Source organism: Paenibacillus sp. ALJ109b (assembly GCF_010747435.1).
GTDB classification, from domain to species: Bacteria; Bacillota; Bacilli; order Paenibacillales; family Paenibacillaceae; genus Paenibacillus; species Paenibacillus taichungensis.
In genome coordinates this window covers 95,159-119,730 of the sequence record NZ_JAAIFP010000016.1, presented here as the reverse complement: position 1 = coordinate 119,730, position 24,572 = coordinate 95,159, and the positions used below count along the sequence as shown (strand labels likewise).

Here is a 24,572-nt window from a genome sequence, read left to right as displayed (position 1 = left end):
GAGGAGACCGACTTGACCGCATACTTGAAGAGGTATTGGCAATTATACGCGTTGATTTCACTGCCCCTCATCTATTTCGTGGTGTTTCGCTACGGACCGATGTATGGCGTTCAGATCGCATTTAAGGATTTCAATCTGTTTCAAGGTATTAACGGCAGTGAGTGGATCGGTTTTGATGCCTTTCGTGAGGTATTCGGGATGCGAGATTTCTACACCACGTTGCGCAACACCTTTATGCTGAATTTTCTTGATCTAATCGTTTCGTTTCCTGCTCCCATTATATTAGCCATCATGCTCTATGAAATTCGGTTTAAATGGTTTCAAAAAATATCGCAGACGATTCTGTATATCCCTCACTTTATTTCGTGGGTCATTATTGGGGGCATTGTGTACCAGTTATTCGGTAACCAATCCGGTATGGTAAACGGTGTAATTGAAAGCATGGGTTTAAACCCGATTCCATTTTTGACTGAAAAAAATCCCTGGCTCGTGACGTACCTGTTCACAGGTGTCTGGCAAAGTGCAGGTTGGGGAACCATTCTGTATCTGGCTGCGCTGACGGGTGTTAATAAGGAATTGTTCGAAGCGGCAGAGATTGATGGAGCGACACGGCTGAAGAAAATCTGGCATATAACCCTGCCAAGCATCAAGCCTACCATCGTAACCCTGCTCATTCTTAATTTGGGTCATATGGTCAGCATCGGCTTTGATCGTCCTTATATTATCGGGAACACGGCAGTACGTGAATACTCCGATGTGCTCAGTACCTTTGTATACCGGGTCGGGCTGGAATCGGGACAATATACGCTGGCAACCGTCGTGGGATTGTTCCAGGCAGTCGTTGGACTTATATTTGTACTTGGTTCGAACTATATATCGAAAAAGACAACAGGTGAAGGAATTCTGTAAAAGAACAGAAGGTACGCTAAGCTGCTCTATATGTATACCATCAGTAAAGGAGTTGTGCGCATATGAGTGAACGCACCTCAAACCGGATTTTTGATACCGTTATCATCCTGTTTATTAGCTTATTCGTCGTGTTCTGTCTCGCTCCGTTTCTGCACACGATTGCCATATCATTAAGCTCCAATCGTGCCATTACATCGGGTGAAGTCACCATTTTTCCTAAGGAGTTCAATTGGGATGCGTATGTTAAGGTCTTCTCCGATCATTCGATGCTGTATTCCTTGGGATATACGACCCTGTTAACGATTGTGACAACGGTGCTATGCATGGTGTTCACAATCGCAGCTGCATACCCGTTGACCAAGAAAAAAATGAAGGGCCGCAAGCTCTTCATGTACGTGATCATCATTACGATGTTCTTTAGTGGGGGGATCATTCCCGAGTACTTGCTCATTCGTGACCTGCACTTGCTTAATTCGCCATGGGCTCTAATTCTGCCAGGTCTGGTCAGTCCGTTTAACCTGATTATCCTGATCTCATTTTTCAATGGTATACCAGAAAGTCTGGAGGAGTCCGCTGAAATTGATGGCAGTTCACATCTGCACACATTGTTGAAAATCATATTGCCGCTGTCGATGCCGGTCATGGCAACCTTGGCGTTGTTCTATGCTGTTGGACGCTGGAATGGCTTCCAGGATTCCCTGATGTACATTAATGATCCTAAGCTGTATCCACTTCAGCTCAAACTCTTCCAAATGGTGCAAAACAACATGGTGAGTGAGCTCACACAGATGGAAGGCGCCAATCGCGCTCCATTAACCCCGGAAAGTCTCAAGGCGGCCACCGTTATTTTTGCAACCGTACCGATTCTGCTCGTCTATCCATGGCTGCAAAAATATTTTGTTAGCGGTGCCATGCTTGGAGCAGTTAAGGGCTGATCATAGGTTTTCTTAAGCCAATCGTGATTAACCAGATGACAGCATTACTGCGCCGATTATTTCGCACATCGGCATTTGTTTGGAGGGAATAGACATGTACAGACAACTGTTGGAAAGCAATGACAGAGCAGTGAAAAAAGGGATATCACGGCAAGTGCTTGATCCGGACAGCCGCTATTATGGAGGAACGATTGACCCTTATACTGGGATTGCCTGGGTCAACCATACGACCGGAACACCTACGGACATGTGTTACTGGGGAGCAGCACTCGCCAATCCGGATTCGATCTATTATCGGGATGAAGATCTGTTAAATCGTCTTCAGCTTGCATCGGAGTACGTACTCCGGAATCAGCATGCAGACGGCTCCATCTCTCCTGGTTGGACCAATTCCCATTCTCCACCGGATACCGCATTTCTTGTCGTGGGATATGCCCAGTTATATCAACTTCTTCAGCAGCAGGACTGGGAGCCATTGCAACCTGTACTGGACAATATGCGCCTGTTTCTGGAACGAACTGTTCCAGTCTTGCTGACTGGAGGCTGTCATACGCCGAATCATCGCTGGGTGCTATGCGCGGCGCTCGGTTTCCTGCATCAATTGTTTGACCTGGAGGAAGCTGTGCAGCGTGCAGAGCAGTGGCTGGCTGAAGGTATGGATATTACGCCTGATGGGGAGTGGACTGAACGAAGCAACGGAATCTACAACGCGGTTAGCAACATCATGCTGATTCACGCGGCACGCCTGTTGAACCGCCCTGAATTGCTGGACCCGGTGAGACTCAATCTTCGCATGATGGTGTACCTTGTTCATCCAACAGGTGAGGTTGTTACGGATTATTCAGGTCGCCAGGATCTGGGGAGCGTGCATGATTTATCACCGTATTACTTGCCGTATGCCATTATGGCCCGGTTGGACGGTGATCCGATCTTTGCCGGCATGGCCGATTGGGCGGGAGAAATGTTAACAGATCCCGGCGTCTGTTCGGTCAATGCGCTCGTCCGGCTGCTGCTGGAGCCTGAGCTTCAGCAGCAGGCAGGTAAGACACGCGAACAGCTGCCTGAGCGGTACGAGATCATACTGAACGAACGATTTGTGCGGGATGACTATTTACAGCGAATGGATTCGGCAGGTCATCATGGACACATCTCGCACAGCCGGTTGCATAAGGACTTCGGCGCACCTGTAGCACGTATTCGTTCCGGTAATACAAGTGCGACTGTAATGACGGAGGTGCCTTCATTCTTTGCCCTTCGTCATGGTGCCGTACGTCTACTGGCCGTTCAGTTGGCCTCCTATTTTAATCCAGGATATGTGCCGATGCAGCACATGTCTCGATTGCCAGCAGGTTACCTTCTAACGGGCGAACAGAAGAAAGGCTATTACGGTCCAATCCCGGACAGTCAACTGCCTGAGACGGCGGGAACAGCTATCAGTCCGTGGTATTTGTTGCCCCATCAGAGTCGAGATCTCACCCATGAACAGACGTTCCTTGTACAGACGGAAGTATTACGAACGGAAAATGGCTGGACCCTGAAACTGGCGGGAGAGCAGCCGGAGCAGCTTATGGTGCAGCTGTCTTTCGTGTTCGGAAGCGAGGGCGAGCTTTCCCAGGGGGAATTGCTTGAGACGGATGAAGGCCATTATCTGTGGAAGAGCGGCACATTGCGTTATTCCTGTGGAGATGACTGGATTGAGCTAACCGGGGGAGAGGTGGGGCATTTGGCAGCAACCGTACGTGAGGCAAAGCTGCCTAATAAGTGTAAGGTTGTACTGGTTAACTTTATGACCCCTTTCCACAAGACAGTTCATATCTCTCTTTCGCCATCCATGGCGTTAAAGCTGTAATTCTGATGAATGTCTCTATAAGGAAGAGTACATGAAGCAAAAAGATGACATTTCATTCGAAAGGGATGAGGGGGTGTCATCTTTTTTGCGCATTTTTGGCATAAACGACATGAAACTACATATTGAGAAGTGGGCCTTAAGATGTGGTATACTGGAGAGTATGAATGAAAGCAAAGAGGAGGTGCCTTGGAAGATGAAGGGCAAGCTACTGCGGGCTGAGGGACACCTTGCCAATGTAATACCGATTCACTTGGATGCTTCTTTCTTTTTTGAGAGAGCTGTCCGCTCGCTGGACCGTAATCACGTCGACAAGGCATTAAAATATTTTCGTAAAGCTGTTGAATATGAACCGGAAAATCCGGTGAATCATTGTAATATGGCGGGTATATTATCAGAGAAGGGGGATTACGAGGCTTCCAATGCCGTTCTTGCGCATGTGCTCGACGTGGTAGATCCGTCCATGACGGAATGTTATTTCTACATGGCGAACAATTATGCGAATATGGATCGGTTTGAAGAAGCTGAGCAAGCGCTTGTTACGTATTTGGAGGAGGATACCCAAGGTCAGTTTATGACGGAAGCCGAAGAGATGATGGAGCTTCTGTACTACGAGCTGGATCGACCAGCCAAACTGAACCGGATCAAATCACGTAAGGGTGTCGTTGAACACGATCAGGCGCGGGAATTGTTGGAACAAGGGAAGTTTGCACAGGCGGCTGAGCTGCTGGAAGACATGTCACCCGATTATCCTGATTATTTGGCTGCTCGCAACAACTTGGCGCTTGCCTATTATTATATGGGGCTGTTTCCCAAAGCGAAAGAGACGATTGCCGAGGTACTGGAGCAGGAGCCAGGTAATTTGCATGCACTGTGTAATCTGGCGATTTTCCACCAGAACGAGAATCGAGCCGACCAAGTGCTGCTTCTGATCAAAAAATTGCGTGTCATCGTGCCTTTCCAGCACGAACAGGTCTACAAACTGGCTACCACGATGGGTATCCTGGGACAACATGATACGGCTTATGTACATTTCCGTCGCCTGTTGAAGGATGAAGAAACCGCTGCGGACCCGGCTCTCGCACATTATGCAGCAGTCGCAGCTTATAATACTGAACGTTACGATTCCGCTGAACGTCTGTGGCGTCATGTAGGCAAGCTGGATCCGGGTTCGGAAGTATCCCGGTACTATCTGTCGGGTCTTGAGGCTGTGAGACAAGGAGAAAAAGATCCGGAGAAACTAAGTTATCACTATCATCTGCCATTTGACGAGCAATTCAGACAATGGGAGAACTATGGCAATGGCATACCTGAAGAGATGAAAAATGATCCATTGATCCGTTCCTCTTTCTTCTGGGCGTTGCGACATGGGGATCGGGCTACCAAGCTTCAGGTCATTCATGCTCTTGGCATGATTGGTGATTATGAGGTGCAACAGGCACTGCAATCCTTTATCCAGGAACCTGGTGAGGATCAGGAATTGGTGGAAGCCGCTCGTTCCGTATTAAACGGTCTTAGTTCAGAAGAAGCTGAGCAGGATGATTCTCCTGTTCTGCGACCGCTAACTGCATTGAGCAAACGCACCATTCCGAAGATGGAGTCGATGACGGAACAAACGGAGACGAAAGCTTCTTCGCATTGGCAGGCGGTCGTGGACCGTGCGTTACAGATGTCTGAAGCCAAAGCCGAATTGCAGCAAGAAATGGAACGGCTGTGGACCGATTATGTATCTCGCGTACACCCGGAGGTGCCTGGCACGAAGCAAATTGAAGGTTTGGCTGCGGGATTGGAATATCTGGCTGCTAAAATTCATAGTCGTCCAGTGACCTACCAAAGCATAGCCGACCGGTATGGCATATCAGCTGCCACTGTCAGCAAATATGCACGGCAAATCAATAAAGTGTGCAATTCCAACCCACCGATCCAGTAAATGTTCCTTGAAAATCTCGCTTTGGGATAGACTTCATTGCGTGAAGGATACATAGGCCTGGAAAACGGGTAAACTTAACGAATAGGTCTCGACATGCCTGTAGGATATCATCATAGCAAGTTAATCGCCACTCAACACACTCTCAACCTTATTAAGGAGGCTGTATCTATATGTCTAAATACAGAACGATTGTGATCGGAACCGGACCTGCGGGTCTGACAGCAGCGATATATCTAGCTCGTGCTAATCTAAACCCACTGGTTATCGAAGGTCTTCAGCCGGGTGGTCAATTGACGACGACAACGGAAGTTGAGAATTTCCCTGGTTTTCCGCAAGGCATTATGGGTCCGGAACTGATGGACAATATGCGCAAGCAAGCGGAGCGTTTTGGAGCTGAGTTCAAAAATGGTTGGGTGGAAGAAGTGGATTTCAGCAAACCGCCCTTCAAGGTTAAAGTTGGAGGCATCGGAGAACTGGAAGCCGAATCGATCATTATCTCTACCGGCGCTTCGGCCCGTTATCTCGGTATTCCCGGAGAGCAGGAGAATGTGGGACGTGGGGTAAGTACCTGTGCCACCTGTGACGGATTCTTTTTCCGTGGTAAAAAGATCGTTGTTGTTGGCGGTGGAGACTCTGCGATGGAGGAAGCCAGCTTCCTGACCCGCTTTGCAACAGACGTTACCTTGGTTCACCGTCGGGACGAATTACGTGCATCGAAAATTATGCAGGATCGGGCTCGCAGCAACGAGAAGGTGAAATGGGCTTTGAACCGTACACCGCTCGAAGTTGTGCCTGAGGCTCTTGGTGTTAAAGGGCTAAAGGTACGCAATAACGAGACTGGACAGGAAGAATTGCTTGAAGCGGATGGCGTATTCATTGCCATTGGACACACACCGAATACGGGTTTCCTGAGCAACCAAATTACTTTGGATGAACACGGCTATGTTGTCGTTAAACCGGGTACAACCGAGACCAATATTCCGGGTGTATTCGCCTGCGGTGATGTTCAGGATACGAAGTATCGTCAAGCCATTACAGCAGCAGGTTCAGGATGTATGGCTGCAATGGACTGCGAGAAATTCCTTGAAGGCAGCATTGTGCATGACTGGAGCGAAACACTGGATAAGTAAGCATGAAAAGGGCATGGTTTGGCATAAATTAAGTAGAAGAGACAACGGGAAGTCTCATGATGTGAGAAGCCGGAAGGCTTCTCTTTTTTTGAAACCAAAGTGGGCATGAGATCGTATACATAATGGGCATATTAGCTGTGAGGTGAAGACTTTGGGGGAAATGATAAAAGATTGGTTACAAAATGCAACAGTGCGGCGTTTTCTCATTCTGCTGTTGTTTTGTTTGGTTCTATTCAGCATGGGGAGTATGCTGCACATGATTTTGCTGTTATTCCTGGTGACGTATGTCATGAACAGGTTGCAGCATTTTATCACAGAGAAGTTGAATCGTTTATTTCCGGTTAACTATAAAGTTGTAGTCATCCTGCTCTATCTTATCGTTATTGCAGCCATTGTACTGGGCATCTCCAGGTATTCACCACGAATTGTGGATCAGGTCGTTCAGTTAACGAATGAGATCATGAAGTTTCTTGATACCGCTGACGGGGATAATTTTGCTTCCAAAATTGCAGGTTATCTTCAATCGTTCGATATTAAAAACTATACCAACGATGCATTGAAGTATATTTTTGCGTTAAGCAAATGGTTGGAGTTCATTCTGTTGGTTATCATCCTGAGTCTGTTCTTCTTGTTGCAGAAGCGGGAGATTTCCAAGTTTACCTCCAAGTTCAAAACAAGCAAGATCGGCTGGTTCTATAATGAAGTGGCTTATCTTGGAGATAAGTTTGTATCTTCTTTTGGTAAAGTGATCGAGGCACAATTGTTGATTGCGGTCTTTAATACAGCTTTGACGATTCTGGGATTATGGATACTCGGTTTCCCGTATTTGTTCGCTCTGACCATTCTGGTATTCATGCTGAGTCTGGTACCCGTTGCGGGGGTTATCATCTCACTGATTCCGCTGTGTCTAATCGGTTATCAACTGGGTGGGTTACAGCTCAGTGTGATCGTGATCATTATGATCGTCATCATTCATGCGTTGGAGACGTACTTCCTGAATCCGAAGCTGATGGCGCACAAAACCAAATTGCCGATGTTCTACACGTTTATCGTACTGATTCTGTCTCAACATTTCCTGGGGATCTGGGGGCTTATCATCGGTATTCCGATCTTTGTCTTCCTGCTCGATATTCTGGACGTCAACAAGATGGAAAAAACGGAAGAGCCTGTACGTGTGGAAACGAAGTTGTGACCAGTAGCTGAATATCTGCTGAAGGATAGGTTTAGGGAATGTTCATAAAAGTAGAGAAACGCCTCCTGTTATGGGAAGGCGTTTTTTGCGCCGTTAGGGTTAAGGGTTGCAACAACTGAACCACGGGTGAGCTCATAATGAATCACGTCCTTGTTCTGTTCTATAAGATATTTCCATCTTATCGAACTGCCTGAGACGTGATTAGTAAGGATTGTCATGAGATTCAGATGACAATTGTCATCTTTTACGCATGGAACGAGTGGATATGCAATATCATGAGTTGAGGCCTCCTCCTCTATGGAGGAAGGAATAAAGCCTGCGTTTTTAATAGAGACAAATGAGGTTGTATACGTATTCAAAGATAGCCTGTGATGTTGTTCACAATAGCGAGGAAGCTAATCACAGCAAAGGTCTTATCGTCTTGACCCAGGCGTATCCTTCAATTATAGTTGGTACGTAGGATTAAACTATTATAGATAGATAAAGGTGGCTTGTAGCATGTCTGAGAAAATCTACGTTGGGGTCGATCTCGGCGGAACAGCAATCAAGGTCGGTATATGTGATGAACACGGTCAGCTTATGCATACGTATGAAGGACCGACTGAAGTGGATAAGGGCGTTGACACGGTCATTGCCAACATCGAAAAGTATGTCCGTCATATCGTTGCCGAATCGCCTTACAGCTGGGAACAGCTTGAAGGTGTGGGAGCAGGAGTGGCTGGGTTCACCAATGTACGCGAGGGAATTATCGTTCTTGCCCCTAACATTGGATTTCGGAATGTAGCCATTCGTTCAATTTTGGAAGAACGTCTGGGCAAGCCAGTCAAAATAGATAACGATGCAAACGTGGCTGCACTGGGTGAAGCTTGGGCAGGTGCTGGCAAAGGCGTGGACAACTGTGTGTGCTATACGCTTGGTACAGGCGTTGGTGGCGGACTGATCCTGAATGGCAAGATCTATCAAGGTTTCTCCGGTATGGCTGGTGAGCTTGGTCATGTCAGTGTTGTTCCTGATCTGGAAGCAATTCAGTGCGGATGTGGCAAAATGGGATGCGTGGAAACTGTATCTTCAGCAACCGGAATTATTCGTATGGCCAAAGATGCTGTAGAGCGTGGAGACCATACATCACTGGCACTCGTCGACAAGATTGCAGCTAAAGAAGTATTTGATGCTGCTAAGGCGGGCGATGAAGTTGCTCTTCGTATCGTCAATCGTGCAGCGTTCTATCTGGGCAAATCGATGGCGGCTGTAGCGGCTGTGATTAACCCGGAGATGTTCATTATCGGTGGCGGTGTATCCAAAGCGGGTAATATTTTGTTTGATGAAGTAAGGACTGTATTTGCGAAACTGACACCTGAACCGCTGCAAGAAGGGGTTAAAATTCTTGAAGCAACGCTTGGCAACAATGCAGGGATTGTTGGCGCGGCTGGTCTTCTCTTGCGTTCCTAGTAACCTCGTAACAGATAATCCGACAGCAATATGATAAGGAGGGGACATTTATGCTTGAAGGTGAAGTTTCACCGGGCACAGGCGCCACGCTCATTATCATTACGGGCATGTCCGGAGCAGGCAAGACGATTGCAGTACAAAGCCTGGAGGATCTTGGTTTCTTCTGTGTGGATAATCTTCCACCGGTATTGATTCCAAAATTCGCGGAGTTGATTGAGCAATCGAACGGCAAAATTGGTAAGGTCGCACTGGTTATTGACCTTCGCGGTCGTGAGTTCTTTACGGCTTTGTCCGAGTCACTGAACTATATTAAAGATCATTTTACCATTCATTGTGAAATATTATTCCTGGACGCGACAGACTCTGTATTAGTCCAGCGCTATAAGGAGAGCAGGCGCAGACATCCACTGGCTCCTGAGGGCATGCCGCTTGATGGCATCCGGCTGGAACGTAAGATGTTGGAGGAACTCAAAAATTCCGCCACTCAGGTACTGAATACCAGTACGATGAAGCCTGCTCAACTGAAAGAGCGCATCATATCCCGCTTTTCTCATCTGGAAAGCCATATGCTGTCGGTAAATATTACGTCGTTTGGGTTCAAATACGGTATTCCGATCGATGCGGATCTGGTGTTTGATGTTCGTTTCTTGCCAAATCCGCATTATATTGAACATTTACGTCCGAATACGGGACAGAATAGTGATGTATATGAATATGTTATGAAATGGCCGGAGACGCAGGCGTTTCTGACCAAGCTGCTGGATATGCTGCATTTTCTGATTCCGCAATACCGGAAGGAAGGCAAAAGCCAGGTTATTATTGGAATCGGCTGTACCGGAGGCAAGCATCGTTCGGTAGCAATATCGGAATATTTGGGCAAAATGTTGGGAAGCAGCGAAACTGAGGCTGTCACCGTGAGCCATCGCGACGCCGACCGGGACCGTCATTGAAGAGGGTGAAGGGATGAAAGAAGCCGGACCACGAAGAGAACGTCCGAGAATTGTAGTTATGGGCGGCGGAACCGGATTATCCGTGATGCTGCGCGGTTTGAAGGAAAAGCCGCTGGACATCACGGCCATCGTGACGGTGGCGGATGACGGAGGAAGTTCGGGCATCCTGCGTAATGAGTTGCAAATGCCGCCTCCGGGCGACATTCGTAACGTACTTACAGCGCTGGCTGATGTAGAACCGTTGTTGTCGGATATGCTGAATTATCGCTTCAATACAGGCGCGGGGCTTGCAGGCCACAGCCTGGGTAACTTGATTTTGGCTGCAATGACGGATATATCGGGCGACTTCGTGACCGCTGTGCGGGAACTTAGCCGCGTGTTTGCCGTTCGGGGTGAGGTATTGCCCGCAGCCGGGCAGGCCGTTATACTGCATGCAGAGATGGAGGATGGCTCGATTGTTACGGGCGAGTCCAAGATCCCTGAAGCTGGCTTACGGATCAAACGTGTTTTCCTTGAACCGGATCACGTGGAGCCGTTGCCAGAGGCTGTTGAGGCTATTCGTCAGGCAGACGCCATTCTGATTGGGCCAGGTAGTCTCTACACGAGCATTCTACCCAATCTGCTTGTGCCTAAGCTGGCTGAAGCTGTCGTTGAGGCGGACGCAGTGAAAATGTTTATTTGTAATGTGATGACACAGCCGGGAGAGACGGATAATTACACGGTGAGTGACCACCTCAAGGCGGTACATGAACATGTAGGACACCAAATTTTCGACTATGTCATTGTAAATAATGGTGATATTCCGCTGCAGGTGCAAAATAAGTATGCGGAAAAAGGAGCTAAACCGGTTGTGCTGGATATGAATGTGCTGAAGAGTGCCGGCTATCAAGTCGTTGCGGATACGTTGGTCCTATTCCGGACTTATCTGCGTCATGATGCCGACAAGCTGAGCCATCACATCTATCAACTTGTACAAAATTGGATGTTACGGAAGAGGTGAAGTCCCATGTCGTTTGCAGCACAGACCAAAAAAGAACTAACGATGATCGAAAGCGAACCGTGCTGCGAAAAGGCGGAACTTTCAGCCCTCATCCGTATGCTTGGTGCGGTGCAGTTATCGAATAAAAAAGTCATCTTGGATATTTCGACGGAGAATGCCGCCATTGCAAGACGGGCATACTCTCTGCTTAAAAAGCATTTTCAAGTGCATACGGAATTGCTTGTCCGCAAAAAAATGCGGCTGAAAAAGAACAATGTATATATTGTTCGGATTCCAACCATGGTACAGGAGATTCTAAAAGATCTGTACATTGTTTCCGAAGGATTTCTGTTTACTCCCGGGATCAGTGGAGAACTGTTCAATAATAACTGCTGTAAACGTGCTTATCTTCGAGGCGCATTTATGGCAGGAGGATCAGTCAACAATCCCGAAGGTTCATCCTACCACCTGGAGATTGCGTCCATGTATGAGGAGCACTGTCAGGCCCTTGTGGACCTGGCGAATGAATTTCATCTCAATGCCCGGTGTATAGAACGCAAAAAAGGATTCATCCTATACATTAAGGAAGGCGAGAAAATCATCGAGCTGCTCAGTATCATTGGTGCACATCAGGCCCTTTTCAAGTTCGAGGATGTGCGTATCATGCGAGATATGCGTAATTCCGTCAACCGAATCGTCAATTGTGAGACAGCGAACCTGAACAAAACGATTGGGGCGGCCGTCAGACAGATCGATAACATCAGACTGTTGCAAAAGGAAGTTGGTCTGGAGTCGTTGCCCGAAAAGCTTCGTGAAGTGGCTGAAGTGAGGCTCGCCCATCCGGATATCAACTTGAAGGAAGTAGGCGAACTGCTTAAGGGTACAGTTAGCAAGTCTGGAGTGAATCACCGGCTCCGCAAAATTGATGAGCTGGCAGAGAAGGTTCGTAACGAGCGTTACGGTTAAATTAAGAGTAGGGTAGCCTGGAAGCTGATTGTTTTGGTTTTCGCCAAAAAGTCAGTATAAAGTCAGCCCATAAGGATCTGGAGAGCTGCTCAGGTGTAATGAGGTGATGTAAAAAGGCTAAAATGGGTCATAATAATGACATCCCAATCACCCTGAGTTTTTTCTTCTAGTGTCCTGCTCTGGTTATATGGTATAATGTTATAAATATAATTGTGTATTTAATGTCCAGATTTCATAATAGGGGGTAAGTTTCCATGACAAAGCACCCGGTAGTTGTCCGTTTGAAAACGGGTCTCCATGCCAGACCTGCGGCACTGTTCGTTCAAGAAGCGAATAAGTACTCATCTGAAGTGTTCGTCGAGAAGGACGACAAAAAAGTAAATGCAAAAAGTATCATGGGGATCATGAGCCTTGCAATCAGTACTGGTACGGAAATCCAGATTAGTGCAGAAGGTGCGGACGCCGAACAGGCTGTAAACGCTTTAGTTAGTCTGGTAAGCAAGGAAGAGCTTGAGAACCAATAAGATATGATTTGAACCCAATGAAGAAGTCCCGAAAGGGGCTTTTTTGCGTTTTAAGGCTGTCAAGTGCAACATTATGGAATTAAGCCCGTCTGTTAGGTATCAAATCGATTTGAGTTTGAGATGTTAAAACTTAAGGAGGCTAACGTAATGGGTAAATTATGGTTGAAACCGCTGGGCGCGGTGATGGTTGCAGGTACATTGCTTGTAGGAGGTACTGCGTGGGTAGCACCTAGTAATTATGCGTATGCTGCTGAGGTACAGGGGGTACAGCAAAACGTGATTAACGTTGTGGGTACAGGTGAGATTCAAGTGAAGCCGGACATCGCTTATCTTTCCATTGGAGTGAACAGTACAGCAGATACTGCAGCCTCTGCTCAAAAAGCGAATGCAGCGAAAATTCAAAAGGTTAGCAATCTGCTGAAAAGTACATGGAAAATCAGTGCGGATGATATTCAAACGAACCAGTTCTATGTACAGCCTAACTACACGTATAGTGAAAAAGACGGAGAGAAGATCAAAGGGTACACAGCTCATCACACATTGACTGTAACGTACCGGGAGATGGACAAGATTGGTGAACTCCTGGATGCTGCATCCCAAGCTGGTGCCAACAATATTGAAAATGTTCGTTTTACGGTAGAAAAACCGGAGAACTTTGAAGCTCAAGTGATTGAGAAAGCTGTTGCCAATGCGGATGTGAAAGCTGGAGCAATTGCAAAAGCAGTTAAACGCCAACTGGGTGCTGTTCTATCCGTGAGTCAAGGTGACGCCAATGTACCTGTGTTCTATGCAAGTGAGGCTCTGATGTCCAAATCGTCAGCTGATTCTGCTGGTAGCACAGAAATTGAAACAGGACAGGTTAAAGTAAGCACAACGCTGAATATTACGTATGAAATGAAATAGGTGAAATAAAGTAAATAAAGGCTGGATGTCCGTTAAAGATGGGCTTGAGCTGGCGAAAGGCAATAATGACAAAGACGTTGTCCATCGGACAACGTCTTTTTTGTTATAAAGGCGGACTTTGATGAAGTTTGAAAAGAAGAGGTGAAATATGACGAAATGAATTGCTGGTTTTTGGTATCTTTTTTGTCCATTTGTTCGTAACAAAACCTTCATTATAGGCATCTGGATCGAACAACATTGTAACTGGAGCTGTAAACCTTTCCGGAATTGGGTTAATTATAATAAAGAGGTGAGCGTGTGGGGCATACGATCAAATCAGGATACATACGCAATGACACTCAATTTGAATTCGAGAGAGGAGTTTTATATATGACAACATGGAAAAAATGGACTAGTGCACTACTGGCGGCAGGAATTATTGTGGGGAGCGGGGCTGTATGGCAGGATAGTTCTGTACAGGCAGCTTCAGTATCCACGAAAGTGACAACACCTACTGAGGTAACTCTGAAATCAGGAGGCAAAACGCTTACTCAAAAAGGACTCCTTCAAGGCGGCTCCACTTGGGTATCGCTTACCGCAGTGAAAGATGTTGCAGGTGGAAGTTTGAAATATGATGCAAAGGCTAAGGAGTATTCCTTAACGGCAGCTAATAATACGATGACCATCAGCCTGATTGATGGGGCACCGAGTGTTAGAATTAATAACTACTATCCGCAAGTGGAAGCGAAGCTGATCAATGGCCGATTGTATATTCCGTTTTCTGCAATGAGAGATTATTTGGGTGTTCAGGGCAACTGGGATGGAAAAGCCAAGACACTGACGCTGAGCAAAGTGAAGCAAAATAGCGTGACAGTCAAAGCGGCAACAGTGAAAGTCAGCATCAAGAACGCTGAAGTCGATATTCAATATCCTCAGGTGAGCGGACTGGCTAACGATAAAGCAGAAGCAGCTATCAACAAGGTGCTGAAAGATGAAGTCGATGCTTTTGTAGCAGATTTCAAAAAACAAACCAAGGAATTTGGTGACGCTGCAGCGAACCGTCCATATGCATTTGAGAGTTCTTATGTTGTGACGTATAACGAAAATGGTGTGCTTGGGCTCATTACGCAAAGTTATCAAGATTATGCTGGCGCACATGGCATGACGTTCCGTACAGGTCACACCTTTGCTCTGGATTCCGGCAAGGAACTGAGTCTGGATGATGTGATCCAAAATAACAAAACCGTACGTGAGACAGTAAGTAAAAAAGTGGGAGATCAGCTTAAAGCAAGTGGTGGTTACCTTGAAGGCTATAAAGGTCTGAATAAAGATCAGGATTTCTATGTAACACCAACAGGTGTAGTTGTATTCTTCCAGTTGTATGAATACACAGCTTATGCGGAAGGCTTCCCGGAATTCCCGTTCACATACAAAGAGCTACTTCCTAAAGGCACAGAGCCGTTCAGTGGCTTAACAGCAGACAAGTAAAGTATGTGTTGAGCTTATTGCTAGCGTAACGATATGAAAGTTAAAGTGAATCGATTAAATATGTATCATGCACTCTTAAATTATCATCAAAAAAAGGACGCCCTCGTCATGTTGACGAGAGCGTCCTTTTTTCATATAGCCAACTCAACTGAGCGTTGCCGTTTGAGTTGGCTATATGGTTAATTGGCGATTCGGCTCGGCTTAGATGCCTTGGGAACCTACGTTTTCGATAACTTTATCGATGATACCGTAATCAGCAGCTTCAGCAGCACTCATAAAGTAGTCACGATCTGTATCTTTCTCGATACGCTCCAGCGGTTGGCCTGAGCGCTCAGAGATGATGCGGTTCAAGGTATCACGCATTTTCAGGATGCGGCGGGCACGAATTTCGATGTCCGAAGCTTGACCTTGCGCACCACCAAGTGGTTGGTGAATCATGATTTCGCTGTTAGGCAATGCAAAACGTTTACCTTTGGCACCTGCGTTCAACAGGAATGCACCCATGGAAGCCGCCATACCTACACAGATGGTAGATACATCCGGTTTGATGAATTGCATTGTATCGTAAATTGCCATACCGGCTGTAATGGATCCGCCTGGGCTATTGATGTATAAGTGAATGTCTTTCTCCGGATCTTCCGCAGCTAGGAACAACATCTGTGCCATGATGGCATTCGCCACAACGTCATTTACATCACTGCCAAGGAAGATGATACGATCCTTCAGCAATCTGGAATAGATGTCATAGGCGCGCTCACCCCGGTTGCTCTGTTCAACGACCATTGGAATATAACTCACGTGAAAAACCTCCTCGGAAATGTAAATGTTAAATTGGTGTTTATATATAAACTGTTACCGTATTACCCACATCATAAACAATTTCAAACAAAAAGTCAAAGAAAGTCAAACTAAGTTTGAAAAAAAAGAAACCTATTCGGTTTCATTGGTTAAAAGGGTTATGAGCTACTAATTAAGAATGGCGCGCCCGCCAAGAATCGAACTTGGATCTCAGGCTTCGGAGGCCTACGTCATATCCATTGGACCACGGGCGCACATTAATTATTGCTGCAAATATAGTTGCTTAAAAAGCAGTTTTGAAATAGAAGTTTCAAATATGTGACAGCAATAATGATTATAGCTCATGAATAATTGAATTGCAAGCAGATGTTCGTCGTGTTGGTTTGGAATACCCTGAAGTTGATCATGATGAAGATAAGTGGATAAAGAACGCAAATAAGTAAATGCTAAAAGAGGTTTTGGACATGCCATATGAAAAACAATAGCAAGCAATATGTAGATGAGTATTTTTGTTTTGCTTCTATATATGGTATCGAACATGTTGTCCTCGCTCATGGGAGATTGACATTGTGAAAATAGGCGCGTACAAACGCCTGAAACGTGTCGAATTAACGCTTCGAAACACTTGCATGTCGCGTCAGTTTTAGGTAGAATAGACGTGGGACTTAAAAAGTTAACCCGGGACGTTTTAGGGCCATGAAAGAGAGCTTGGAACGAGAAGCTTGCGGGAGTGGAAAGCATGCGAACGATTTTAGAAGTGCAAAAGCAGCTTCTGCCTGATCTCATGGATGTCTTGAAGAAGAGGTATACGATTCTGCGCCAGATCATGTTATCGGATGTGATCGGACGAAGAACGTTAGCTAATTCCATGCAGATGACCGAGCGGGTTCTGAGGGCTGAGACCGATTTATTAAAGGCTCAGGGACTTATTGAAATTGACAGTGCAGGGATGAAGATCAGTGAGGCAGGGCATGAATTGCTGCAGCAGTTGGAACCCGTCGCCAAAGAGCTGTTTGGATTATCCGAACTGGAAGAACGCATCAAGCAAGCCTACGGTCTGCAAAAGGTAGTTGTGGTTCCTGGCGATTCGGACATTTCTCCATTTGCCAAACGGGAACTGGGCAGAGCCGGAGCGAAGGCTCTGGGTAATATTATGAGTGATAACGATGTTGTCGCCGTAACTGGCGGTTCAACAACGGCTGAAGTCGCAGAGCAACTGACTCCGCCAACTTCGCTGAAAGGTGTCTGGTTTGTACCGGCACGCGGTGGGCTGGGAGAAAGCCTCGAAATTCAGGCCAATACGATAGCATCCACGATGGCAAAACGGGTAGGAGCTCAATACAAACTTCTGCATGTACCGGATTTGCTTAGTGATCATGCCTACGAATCACTAATCCAGGACCCAAGTGTTCAGGAGATTCTGCAGCTGATCCGAAAATCGCGGATCGTCATTCATGGAATCGGTGATGCCGTAGAGATGGCACGGCGCCGCAAACTTGCGACAGAGATCATAGATGAACTCCAGGAGCAAGGGGCCGTATCTGAATCATTCGGTTATTACTTTAATGATCAGGGTGAGGTGGTACATACCATGCTTACGCTGGGCATGCGACTCCAGGATATTGAACGAACCGATGTCGTAATTGGGATTGCGGGTGGCAAGAGCAAGGCTGCTGCCATACATTCGGTCCTGCGATTTGGTCAGGAAGATATTCTGATTATTGATGAGGCTGCTGCTGAAGTCATCGTCGCCGAAATGGAATAAGGTTTTATTTTGCACCACAACCATTGTTGTCTTGACGGACTTCACCGTCTGTCTTGAATATATAAGCTTCATAAAAAATCAATCAAAACTTGGGAGGAACTTACTCATGATTAAAGTAGGTATTAACGGTTTTGGACGTATTGGTCGTTTGGCATTCCGCCGTATTCAAAATGTAGAGGGCATTGAAGTTGTAGCAATCAACGACTTGACTGATGCTAAAATGCTGGCTCATTTGCTCAAATATGATACAACTCAAGGTCGCTTTGATGGCGATGTTGAAGTACACGATGGCTTCTTCAAAGTGAACGGCAAAGAAGTTAAAGTATTGGCTAACCGTAACCCAGAAGAATTGCCATGGGGCGACCTGGGCGTAGATATCGTTCTGGAATGTACTGGTTTCTTCACAACTAAAGAAGCAGCTGAGAAACACTTGAAAGGTGGAGCTAAGAAAGTTGTTATCTCCGCACCAGCTACTGGCGACATGAAAACCATCGTTTACAACGTAAACCATGAAATCCTCGACGGTACTGAAACTGTAATCTCCGGCGCATCTTGCACAACAAACTGCTTGGCACCTATGGCAAAAACACTGCAAGACAAATTCGGAATCGTTCAAGGTTTGATGACTACAATTCACGCTTACACTGGCGACCAAAACACATTGGATGCTCCACACCCTAAAGGTGACTTCCGTCGTGCTCGCGCAGCAGCTGAAAACATCATCCCTAACACAACTGGTGCTGCTAAAGCAATCGGTTTGGTTATTCCAGAACTGCAAGGTAAACTCGACGGTGCAGCTCAACGTGTACCAGTAGCTACTGGTTCCCTGACTGAGCTCGTAACTGTATTGGGTAAAAAAGTTACTGCTGAAGAAGTTAACGCAGTAATGAAAGAGGCTTCCGATCCACAAACTTTCGGATACACAGAAGACGAAATCGTATCTTCCGATATCCAAGGTATCACTTTCGGTTCCCTGTTTGATGCAACTCAAACTAAAGTTCTGACTGTTGGCGACCAACAATTGGTTAAAACTGTAGCTTGGTATGACAATGAAATGTCCTACACTGCTCAACTGGTTCGCACTTTGGAGCACTTTGCAAAAATGATCAAGTAATATCTGCAATAACATAGAGCGGAAACAGATGCTATTGTTTCCGCTCTTTATATATCAACATTTTGCAAATTTCTCAAAAACACCAGGATTGACAAGGGATTTGGGCCCTTGATTGGTCCACCAAATACATGGGTGCGGAGGAAATACAGATGAACAAAAAAAGTGTACGTGATATCGAATTGACAGGAAAACGGGCTTTTGTCCGTGTAGATTTTAATGTGCCGCTCGAAGATGGTAAAATTACAGATGACAAACGTATTCGTGCCACGCTTCCTACGATCAACTACTTGATCGAAAAAGGCGCTAAAGTTATTTTGGCAAGTCACATGGGTCGTCCAAAGGGCGAAGTTGTTGAATCCATGCGTTTGACTCCAGCTGCAGAGCGTTTGTCCGAATTGCTCGGTAAAAAAGTTGTTAAAGCTGACGATTCCGTTGGCGATGCAGTAAAAGCTCAAATCGCTGAACTGAACAACGGCGACGTATTGTTGCTTGAGAACGTTCGTTTCCATGCAGGCGAAGAGAAAAACGATCCGGAACTGGCAAAACAATTTGCTGAACTGGCTGATGTTTTCGTTAACGATGCATTCGGCGCTGCTCACAGAGCACACGCTTCGACAGAAGGTATCGCTCACCTGTTGCCAGCAGTATCCGGTCTGTTGATGGAGAAAGAACTTGAAGTGTTGGGTAAAGCAATCTCTAACCCTGAGCGTCCTTTCACAGCAATCATCGGTGGTTCCAAAGTTAAAGACAAAATCGATGTGATCGACAACCTGCTGAACATTGCAGACAACGTAATCATCGGTGGCGGTCTGACTTACACGTTCTTCAAAGCACAAGGACATGAAATCGGACAATCTCTGTTGGATGATTCCAAACTGGATGTTGCTCTTGGTTTCATTGAAAAAGCGAAAAAATTGGGCAAAAACTTCTACCTGCCGGTAGATATCGTTGTATCTGACGATTTCAGTGCAAGTGCAAACACACAAATCGTTGACATCGACGGCATTCCTGCAGACTGGGAAGGTGTGGACATCGGACCGAAAACGCGTGCAATCTATGCTGAAGTGATCAAAAACTCCAAGCTGGTTGTATGGAACGGACCAATGGGCGTATTCGAAATCGAACCTTTCTCCAACGGTACACGTGAAGTTGCCGAAGCTTGTGCAGAGACAGCAGCATACACCGTAATTGGCGGTGGTGACTCCGCAGCAGCAGCTGAGAAGTTCAAACTGGCTGACAAAATGGACCACATCTCTACAGGTGGCGGTGCATCACTCGAGTTCATGGAAGGCAAAGTGCTTCCTGGCGTAGTTGCATTGAACGACAAGTAAGCTTTAAGCTATAGCATGAAGGAGTTGAAAACCATGAGAACACCGATTATCGCAGGTAACTGGAAAATGTTCAAAACGGTTTCCGAATCCAATGACTTCATTCAGGAAGTTAAAGGAAAAGCGGAAGTTGAAGGCGTAGAGACTGTTATTTGCGCACCGTTTACGAATCTGCCATCTCTGGTAGAAGCCGTTAAAGGCACAAACATCAAAATTGGTGCACAAAATCTTCATTTTGAAGACAATGGTGCATTCACAGGTGAAATCAGCGGCGTTATGCTGAAAGACCTGGGTGTGGATTATGTCATTATTGGTCACTCGGAGCGCCGTCAATATTTTGCGGAAACCGATGAGACTGTCAATAAAAAGTTGCACGCAGCATTCCGTCACGGATTGACTCCAATCTTTTGCCTTGGCGAAACGCTTGAAGAGCGCGAAGCCAACCAAACGAAAGACGTATGCAAAGTGCAAACAGAAGCTGCTTTGGCAGGTCTGTCTGCAGAGCAAGCGGCACAAGTGGTTATCGCTTATGAGCCAATCTGGGCGATTGGTACAGGCAAATCCTCCACTTCCCAAGATGCGAATGAAGTTATTGCTTACATTCGTACGCTCGTGAAGGATCTGTACGACCAAAAGGTAGCAGATGCAGTTCGTATTCAATACGGTGGCAGTGTTAAACCTGAGAACGTAACAGAATACCTCGGACAAAGCGACATCGACGGCGCGCTTGTTGGCGGTGCCAGCTTGCAGCCGGCTTCGTTCATCGCGCTTGTTGAGGGGGCGAAGTAATGACAGCTCCAAAACCTGTAGCACTGATCATTATGGACGGCTTTGGTCTGCGTAACACGGAGGAAGGCAACGCGGTAGCGCAAGCCAAGAAACCGAACTATGACCGTTTTATGAGCCAATTCCCACATACAACTCTCACTGCTTGCGGTGAAGCTGTAGGTTTGCCCGAAGGGCAAATGGGGAACTCCGAGGTAGGTCACCTGAACATTGGGGCCGGCCGGATCGTATACCAGGATTTGACTCGTATCTCCAAATCGATTCGTGACGGTGAATTTTACGATAATGAGACACTCGTTAAAGCTGTTCGCGAAGCGAAACAAAACGGTAAAAAGCTTCACTTGTATGGTTTGTTGTCCGATGGCGGCGTACATAGTCACATCGACCACTTGTTCGCTATGCTGGATCTCGCCAAAAAAGAAGAAATGAATGACGTATACATTCATGCCTTCATGGATGGCCGTGATGTTATGCCAGATAGCGGTAAAGAGTTCATGCAGAAGCTGATTGCCAAAATCGAGGAAGTCGGTGTAGGACAAATCGCAACGGTTCAAGGTCGCTACTATGCGATGGACCGTGACAAACGTTGGGAACGTGTTGAGAAATCATATCGTGCCATCGTTTATGGAGATGGACCAAAATACACTGATCCACTCAAAGCGGTTGAAGAATCGTATGAAAAATCCGTATTTGATGAATTCGTTGAACCAACGGTTATCGTTAAAGCGGATGGCCAGCCGGTAGGTTTGGTGGAGAGCGGCGATTCCGTCATTTTCCTCAACTTCCGTCCTGACCGTGCGATCCAACTGTCGCAAGTATTCACGAACCAGGATTTCCGTGGCTTCGACCGTGGTCCGAAGTTCCCTGTGGGCTTGCACTTCGTGTGCCTGACCTTGTTCAGCGAGACCGTTGAAGGTTATGTGGCGTACTCGCCTAAAAACCTCGACAACACGCTGGGTGAAGTTCTGGTGCAAAATAACAAGAAACAATTGCGTATTGCAGAAACCGAGAAATACCCGCACGTAACCTTCTTCTTCAGCGGCGGCCGTGATGTTGAGCTTCCGGGCGAAACACGCGTGCTGATCAACTCACCTAAAGTTGCAACGTACGACTTGCAACCGGAGATGAGCGCGTATGAAGTAGCTGACGCATGTGTTCGCGAGATTGAAGCAGACAAACATGATGCCATCATTCTGAACTTCGCTAACCCTGATATGGTTGGACACTCCGGCATGCTGGAGCCTACAATTAAGGCAGTAGAAGTAACAGACGAATGTATGGGCCGTGTTGTGGATGCAGTTCTCGCTAAAGGCGGCGTTGTGCTGATTACTGCGGATCATGGTAACGCGGATATGGTGTTCGATGAGCAAGGACGTCCGTTCACGGCTCACACAACGAACCCGGTTCCATTCATCGTTACAGATGCTAACGTTACCCTGCGTGAAGGCGGAATCCTCGCGGATATCGCTCCAACGATTCTTGACTTGATGCAATTGCCTAAACCGGCTGAAATGACAGGTACATCCGTCATTGCTACCCGTAAATAAATTACTCAACACCATATATAAATTGGGCGGTTTGGCGTTTGCCTATGAATGAAGGCAGCAGAAATAGTCTGAAGAAGCAACGCGCTCGCCTTTATCGCATGATTTCAACTTATGAAGATAAGTTCAAAGAAATCAGGAGATAACAGCGATCGGAAGACGATTCTGCTGACGTAGTGAAATAAGGGCAAACACAATTTGGTCCAAAATTAAAATTCCAAATTAAAAGGAGATTATCACTCATGACTATTATTTCTGACGTGTACGCTCGCGAAGTCCTCGACTCCCGCGGTAACCCTACAGTTGAAGTTGAAGTATACCTGGAGTCCGGCGCAATCGGACGCGCTATTGTTCCATCCGGTGCATCCACTGGTGCCCACGAAGCTGTTGAGCTTCGCGATGGCGACAAATCCCGTTACCTCGGTAAAGGCGTTCTGCAAGCTGTTAAAAACGTAAACGAAACAATCGCTCCAGAAGTAATCGGTATGGATGCATTGGATCAACTGGGTATCGACAAATTGATGATTACTTTGGATGGTACGCCAAATAAAGGTAAACTGGGTGCTAACGCAATCCTGGCTGTATCCATGGCTGTAGCTCGTGCAGCTGCTGACGCTCTGGATCTGCCATTGTACGTTTACCTGGGCGGATTCAACGCTAAAGCACTTCCAGTACCAATGATGAACATCATCAACGGTGGTGAGCATGCTGACAACAACATCGACGTTCAAGAGTTCATGGTTCTTCCAGTTGGAGCTCCAAGCTTCAAAGAAGCTCTTCGTGTAGGTGCGGAAATCTTCCACAACCTGAAATCCGTACTGAGCTCCAAAGGTTTGAACACAGCTGTAGGTGACGAAGGTGGTTTCGCACCGAACCTTGGTTCTAACGAAGAAGCAATCACTACAATCATCGAAGCAATTGAAAAAGCAGGTTACAAACCAGGCGTTGACGTATTCCTGGGTATGGACGTAGCTTCCACTGAGTTCTACAAAGATGGTAAGTACACACTTGCTGGCGAAGGTAAATCTTACACTTCCGCTGAGTATGTTGACCTTCTGGCTTCATGGGTTGAGAAATACCCAATCATCACAATTGAAGACGGTATGTCTGAAGATGACTGGGATGGTTGGAAATTGCTCACAGAAAAATTGGGAGACAAAGTACAACTCGTTGGTGATGACCTGTTCGTAACGAACACAGAGCGCCTGGGTAGAGGTATCGAAGAAGGTATCGGTAACTCCATCCTGATCAAAGTTAACCAAATCGGTACATTGACTGAAACATTCGATGCAATCGAAATGGCTAAACGTGCAGGATACACTGCTGTAATCTCCCACCGTTCCGGTGAGTCCGAAGACAGCACAATCGCTGACATCGCTGTTGCAACAAACGCGGGTCAAATCAAAACGGGTGCTCCTTCCCGTACAGACCGTATCGCGAAGTACAACCAATTGCTCCGCATCGAGGATCAACTGGGCGAACTTGCTCAATACAATGGTCTCAAAGGTTTCTACAACCTCAAAAAATAAGTTGTCTTACGACAACTCATGGGCAAGCCGGGTAACCGGCTTGTCTTTTTTATTAAGTTGATTTTAATTACTTAAGAAGATTAAAAGGTTGAGAATGGTGGGGTTATCTCAGTAATTGAGGAAATGCCACTACTTGTATCACATTAATAGCTGTGTTACAATTAAAGTAACTGTTTTTATGGTGAGATGTTATGCCCACATGGGTAGGAGGTGGAAAGAATGGATATTGCTTTGAAATTGCTGCTCGTGGTGTTTTCGATCGGTCTAATCACTGTAGTATTGCTGCAGCACGGGAAAAGCGCTGGTTTGGCGGGTGCCATCTCCGGTGGTGCGGAACATCTTTTCGGTAAAACGAAAGCGCGCGGACTGGATCTTTTCCTGCAACGTGCAACAGTTGTACTGGGTGCAGGATTCTTCATTTTGTCTATCATCGTTACGGTTGTCTCCAAGTAAGCTGGAGTGCCTTATGTAACGCGATAGTTTCGAGCAGGAACGCTTGAATGATTAACCTTCGTTTCGAGAAGAAAC

21 protein-coding genes and 1 tRNA gene are annotated in these 24,572 nt (G+C 46.4%); 20 read left to right on the top strand and 2 right to left on the bottom strand.

Going from position 1 to position 24,572, the window contains the following annotated elements; genetic code table 11:
• Window positions 1–12 precede the first annotated feature (12 nt).
• The 13 genes from G3352_RS17670 (at window position 13) to G3352_RS17610 (ending at window position 15,180) form a co-directional block, all read left to right on the top strand.
• Entirely contained in the window at window positions 13–909 is an 897-nt protein-coding gene (locus G3352_RS17670; RefSeq protein ID WP_163758392.1) for an ABC transporter permease, read from the top strand.
• A gap of 62 nt (window positions 910–971) precedes the next feature.
• Window positions 972–1,844, top strand: a complete 873-nt coding sequence (locus G3352_RS17665) for a carbohydrate ABC transporter permease (protein ID WP_063566505.1) — start codon at window positions 972–974, stop codon at window positions 1,842–1,844.
• Between the two features lie 94 nt (window positions 1,845–1,938).
• Entirely contained in the window at window positions 1,939–3,693 is a 1,755-nt protein-coding gene (locus G3352_RS17660; protein ID WP_163758390.1) for a hypothetical protein, read from the top strand.
• Between the two features lie 193 nt (window positions 3,694–3,886).
• Complete coding sequence (locus G3352_RS17655; RefSeq protein WP_163758388.1) at window positions 3,887–5,620, top strand: tetratricopeptide repeat protein; 1,734 nt, start codon at window positions 3,887–3,889, stop codon at window positions 5,618–5,620.
• 170 nt (window positions 5,621–5,790) lie between these two features.
• Window positions 5,791–6,750: a thioredoxin-disulfide reductase gene (gene trxB / locus G3352_RS17650; protein ID WP_063566502.1), complete on the top strand. Its 960-nt coding sequence runs from the start codon at window positions 5,791–5,793 to the stop codon at window positions 6,748–6,750.
• Window positions 6,751–6,910: 160 nt separating this feature from the next.
• Window positions 6,911–7,942: an AI-2E family transporter gene (locus G3352_RS17645; RefSeq protein WP_163758387.1), complete on the top strand. Its 1,032-nt coding sequence runs from the start codon at window positions 6,911–6,913 to the stop codon at window positions 7,940–7,942.
• A gap of 498 nt (window positions 7,943–8,440) precedes the next feature.
• Window positions 8,441–9,391, top strand: a complete 951-nt coding sequence (locus tag G3352_RS17640) for an ROK family glucokinase (RefSeq protein ID WP_063566497.1) — start codon at window positions 8,441–8,443, stop codon at window positions 9,389–9,391.
• Between the two features lie 50 nt (window positions 9,392–9,441).
• The gene (gene rapZ / locus G3352_RS17635; RefSeq protein WP_053782949.1) at window positions 9,442–10,341 is read left to right on the top strand and encodes an RNase adapter RapZ; all 900 of its coding nucleotides are present in this window, start codon (window positions 9,442–9,444) and stop codon (window positions 10,339–10,341) included.
• A gap of 13 nt (window positions 10,342–10,354) precedes the next feature.
• Entirely contained in the window at window positions 10,355–11,341 is a 987-nt protein-coding gene (locus G3352_RS17630) for a gluconeogenesis factor YvcK family protein (RefSeq protein WP_053782950.1), read from the top strand.
• A 6-nt stretch (window positions 11,342–11,347) separates the two neighbouring features.
• The gene (gene whiA, locus G3352_RS17625) at window positions 11,348–12,286 is read left to right on the top strand and encodes a DNA-binding protein WhiA (RefSeq protein WP_163758385.1); all 939 of its coding nucleotides are present in this window, start codon (window positions 11,348–11,350) and stop codon (window positions 12,284–12,286) included.
• A 254-nt stretch (window positions 12,287–12,540) separates the two neighbouring features.
• Entirely contained in the window at window positions 12,541–12,810 is a 270-nt protein-coding gene (locus G3352_RS17620; RefSeq protein WP_017691248.1) for an HPr family phosphocarrier protein, read from the top strand.
• A gap of 147 nt (window positions 12,811–12,957) precedes the next feature.
• Window positions 12,958–13,713 carry an SIMPL domain-containing protein gene (locus G3352_RS17615; RefSeq protein WP_163758383.1) on the top strand — a complete coding sequence of 252 codons (756 nt, stop codon included), beginning with the start codon at window positions 12,958–12,960 and terminating at the stop codon, window positions 13,711–13,713.
• Between the two features lie 369 nt (window positions 13,714–14,082).
• Complete coding sequence (locus G3352_RS17610) at window positions 14,083–15,180, top strand: stalk domain-containing protein (protein ID WP_163758381.1); 1,098 nt, start codon at window positions 14,083–14,085, stop codon at window positions 15,178–15,180.
• Between the two features lie 201 nt (window positions 15,181–15,381).
• Here the strand turns inward: G3352_RS17610 and clpP are convergent, their stop codons facing one another.
• The gene (gene clpP / locus G3352_RS17605) at window positions 15,382–15,978 is read right to left on the bottom strand and encodes an ATP-dependent Clp endopeptidase proteolytic subunit ClpP (RefSeq protein WP_079344952.1); all 597 of its coding nucleotides are present in this window, start codon (window positions 15,976–15,978) and stop codon (window positions 15,382–15,384) included.
• Between the two features lie 179 nt (window positions 15,979–16,157).
• A tRNA-Arg gene (locus G3352_RS17600) sits at window positions 16,158–16,232 on the bottom strand.
• Between the two features lie 485 nt (window positions 16,233–16,717).
• Here G3352_RS17600 and G3352_RS17595 point away from each other — a divergent pair.
• From G3352_RS17595 to secG, 7 genes are all read left to right on the top strand, one after another.
• Window positions 16,718–17,743 carry a sugar-binding transcriptional regulator gene (locus G3352_RS17595; protein WP_076291987.1) on the top strand — a complete coding sequence of 342 codons (1,026 nt, stop codon included), beginning with the start codon at window positions 16,718–16,720 and terminating at the stop codon, window positions 17,741–17,743.
• Between the two features lie 106 nt (window positions 17,744–17,849).
• Window positions 17,850–18,857, top strand: a complete 1,008-nt coding sequence (gap, locus tag G3352_RS17590) for a type I glyceraldehyde-3-phosphate dehydrogenase (RefSeq protein ID WP_056695277.1) — start codon at window positions 17,850–17,852, stop codon at window positions 18,855–18,857.
• A 149-nt stretch (window positions 18,858–19,006) separates the two neighbouring features.
• A complete protein-coding gene (locus tag G3352_RS17585; RefSeq protein WP_163758379.1) occupies window positions 19,007–20,188 on the top strand; it encodes a phosphoglycerate kinase in 1,182 nt (393 codons plus the stop codon).
• 33 nt (window positions 20,189–20,221) lie between these two features.
• Window positions 20,222–20,974 (top strand): triose-phosphate isomerase, encoded by a 753-nt coding sequence (gene tpiA / locus G3352_RS17580; RefSeq protein WP_110002076.1) that lies wholly within the window; start codon window positions 20,222–20,224, stop codon window positions 20,972–20,974.
• Window positions 20,974–22,518: a 2,3-bisphosphoglycerate-independent phosphoglycerate mutase gene (gene gpmI / locus G3352_RS17575; protein WP_163758377.1), complete on the top strand. Its 1,545-nt coding sequence runs from the start codon at window positions 20,974–20,976 to the stop codon at window positions 22,516–22,518. Before tpiA ends, gpmI begins: the two co-directional genes overlap by 1 nt.
• A gap of 239 nt (window positions 22,519–22,757) precedes the next feature.
• On the top strand, window positions 22,758–24,044 hold the full coding sequence (gene eno, locus G3352_RS17570; RefSeq protein ID WP_076291983.1) for a phosphopyruvate hydratase: 1,287 nt from the start codon (window positions 22,758–22,760) through the stop codon (window positions 24,042–24,044).
• Between the two features lie 219 nt (window positions 24,045–24,263).
• Window positions 24,264–24,497, top strand: a complete 234-nt coding sequence (secG, locus tag G3352_RS17565) for a preprotein translocase subunit SecG (protein WP_024629498.1) — start codon at window positions 24,264–24,266, stop codon at window positions 24,495–24,497.
• Window positions 24,498–24,572: the final 75 nt, after the last annotated feature.

Excerpts from the sequence above, each read along its gene's own strand:
- G3352_RS17665 (WP_063566505.1), top strand. The coding sequence starts at position 972 with ATGAGTGAACGCACCTCAAACCGGATTTTTGATACCGTTATCATCCTG.
- G3352_RS17660 (WP_163758390.1), top strand. The coding sequence starts at position 1,939 with ATGTACAGACAACTGTTGGAAAGCAATGACAGAGCAGTGAAAAAAGGG.
- G3352_RS17655 (WP_163758388.1), top strand. The coding sequence starts at position 3,887 with ATGAAGGGCAAGCTACTGCGGGCTGAGGGACACCTTGCCAATGTAATA.
- trxB (WP_063566502.1), top strand. The coding sequence starts at position 5,791 with ATGTCTAAATACAGAACGATTGTGATCGGAACCGGACCTGCGGGTCTG.
- G3352_RS17645 (WP_163758387.1), top strand. The coding sequence starts at position 6,911 with ATGATAAAAGATTGGTTACAAAATGCAACAGTGCGGCGTTTTCTCATT.
- G3352_RS17640 (WP_063566497.1), top strand. The coding sequence starts at position 8,441 with ATGTCTGAGAAAATCTACGTTGGGGTCGATCTCGGCGGAACAGCAATC.
- rapZ (WP_053782949.1), top strand. The coding sequence starts at position 9,442 with ATGCTTGAAGGTGAAGTTTCACCGGGCACAGGCGCCACGCTCATTATC.
- G3352_RS17630 (WP_053782950.1), top strand. The coding sequence starts at position 10,355 with ATGAAAGAAGCCGGACCACGAAGAGAACGTCCGAGAATTGTAGTTATG.
- whiA (WP_163758385.1), top strand. The coding sequence starts at position 11,348 with ATGTCGTTTGCAGCACAGACCAAAAAAGAACTAACGATGATCGAAAGC.
- G3352_RS17620 (WP_017691248.1), top strand. The coding sequence starts at position 12,541 with ATGACAAAGCACCCGGTAGTTGTCCGTTTGAAAACGGGTCTCCATGCC.
- G3352_RS17615 (WP_163758383.1), top strand. The coding sequence starts at position 12,958 with ATGGGTAAATTATGGTTGAAACCGCTGGGCGCGGTGATGGTTGCAGGT.
- G3352_RS17610 (WP_163758381.1), top strand. The coding sequence starts at position 14,083 with ATGACAACATGGAAAAAATGGACTAGTGCACTACTGGCGGCAGGAATT.
- G3352_RS17595 (WP_076291987.1), top strand. The coding sequence starts at position 16,718 with ATGCGAACGATTTTAGAAGTGCAAAAGCAGCTTCTGCCTGATCTCATG.
- gap (WP_056695277.1), top strand. The coding sequence starts at position 17,850 with ATGATTAAAGTAGGTATTAACGGTTTTGGACGTATTGGTCGTTTGGCA.
- G3352_RS17585 (WP_163758379.1), top strand. The coding sequence starts at position 19,007 with ATGAACAAAAAAAGTGTACGTGATATCGAATTGACAGGAAAACGGGCT.
- tpiA (WP_110002076.1), top strand. The coding sequence starts at position 20,222 with ATGAGAACACCGATTATCGCAGGTAACTGGAAAATGTTCAAAACGGTT.
- gpmI (WP_163758377.1), top strand. The coding sequence starts at position 20,974 with ATGACAGCTCCAAAACCTGTAGCACTGATCATTATGGACGGCTTTGGT.
- eno (WP_076291983.1), top strand. The coding sequence starts at position 22,758 with ATGACTATTATTTCTGACGTGTACGCTCGCGAAGTCCTCGACTCCCGC.
- secG (WP_024629498.1), top strand. The coding sequence starts at position 24,264 with ATGGATATTGCTTTGAAATTGCTGCTCGTGGTGTTTTCGATCGGTCTA.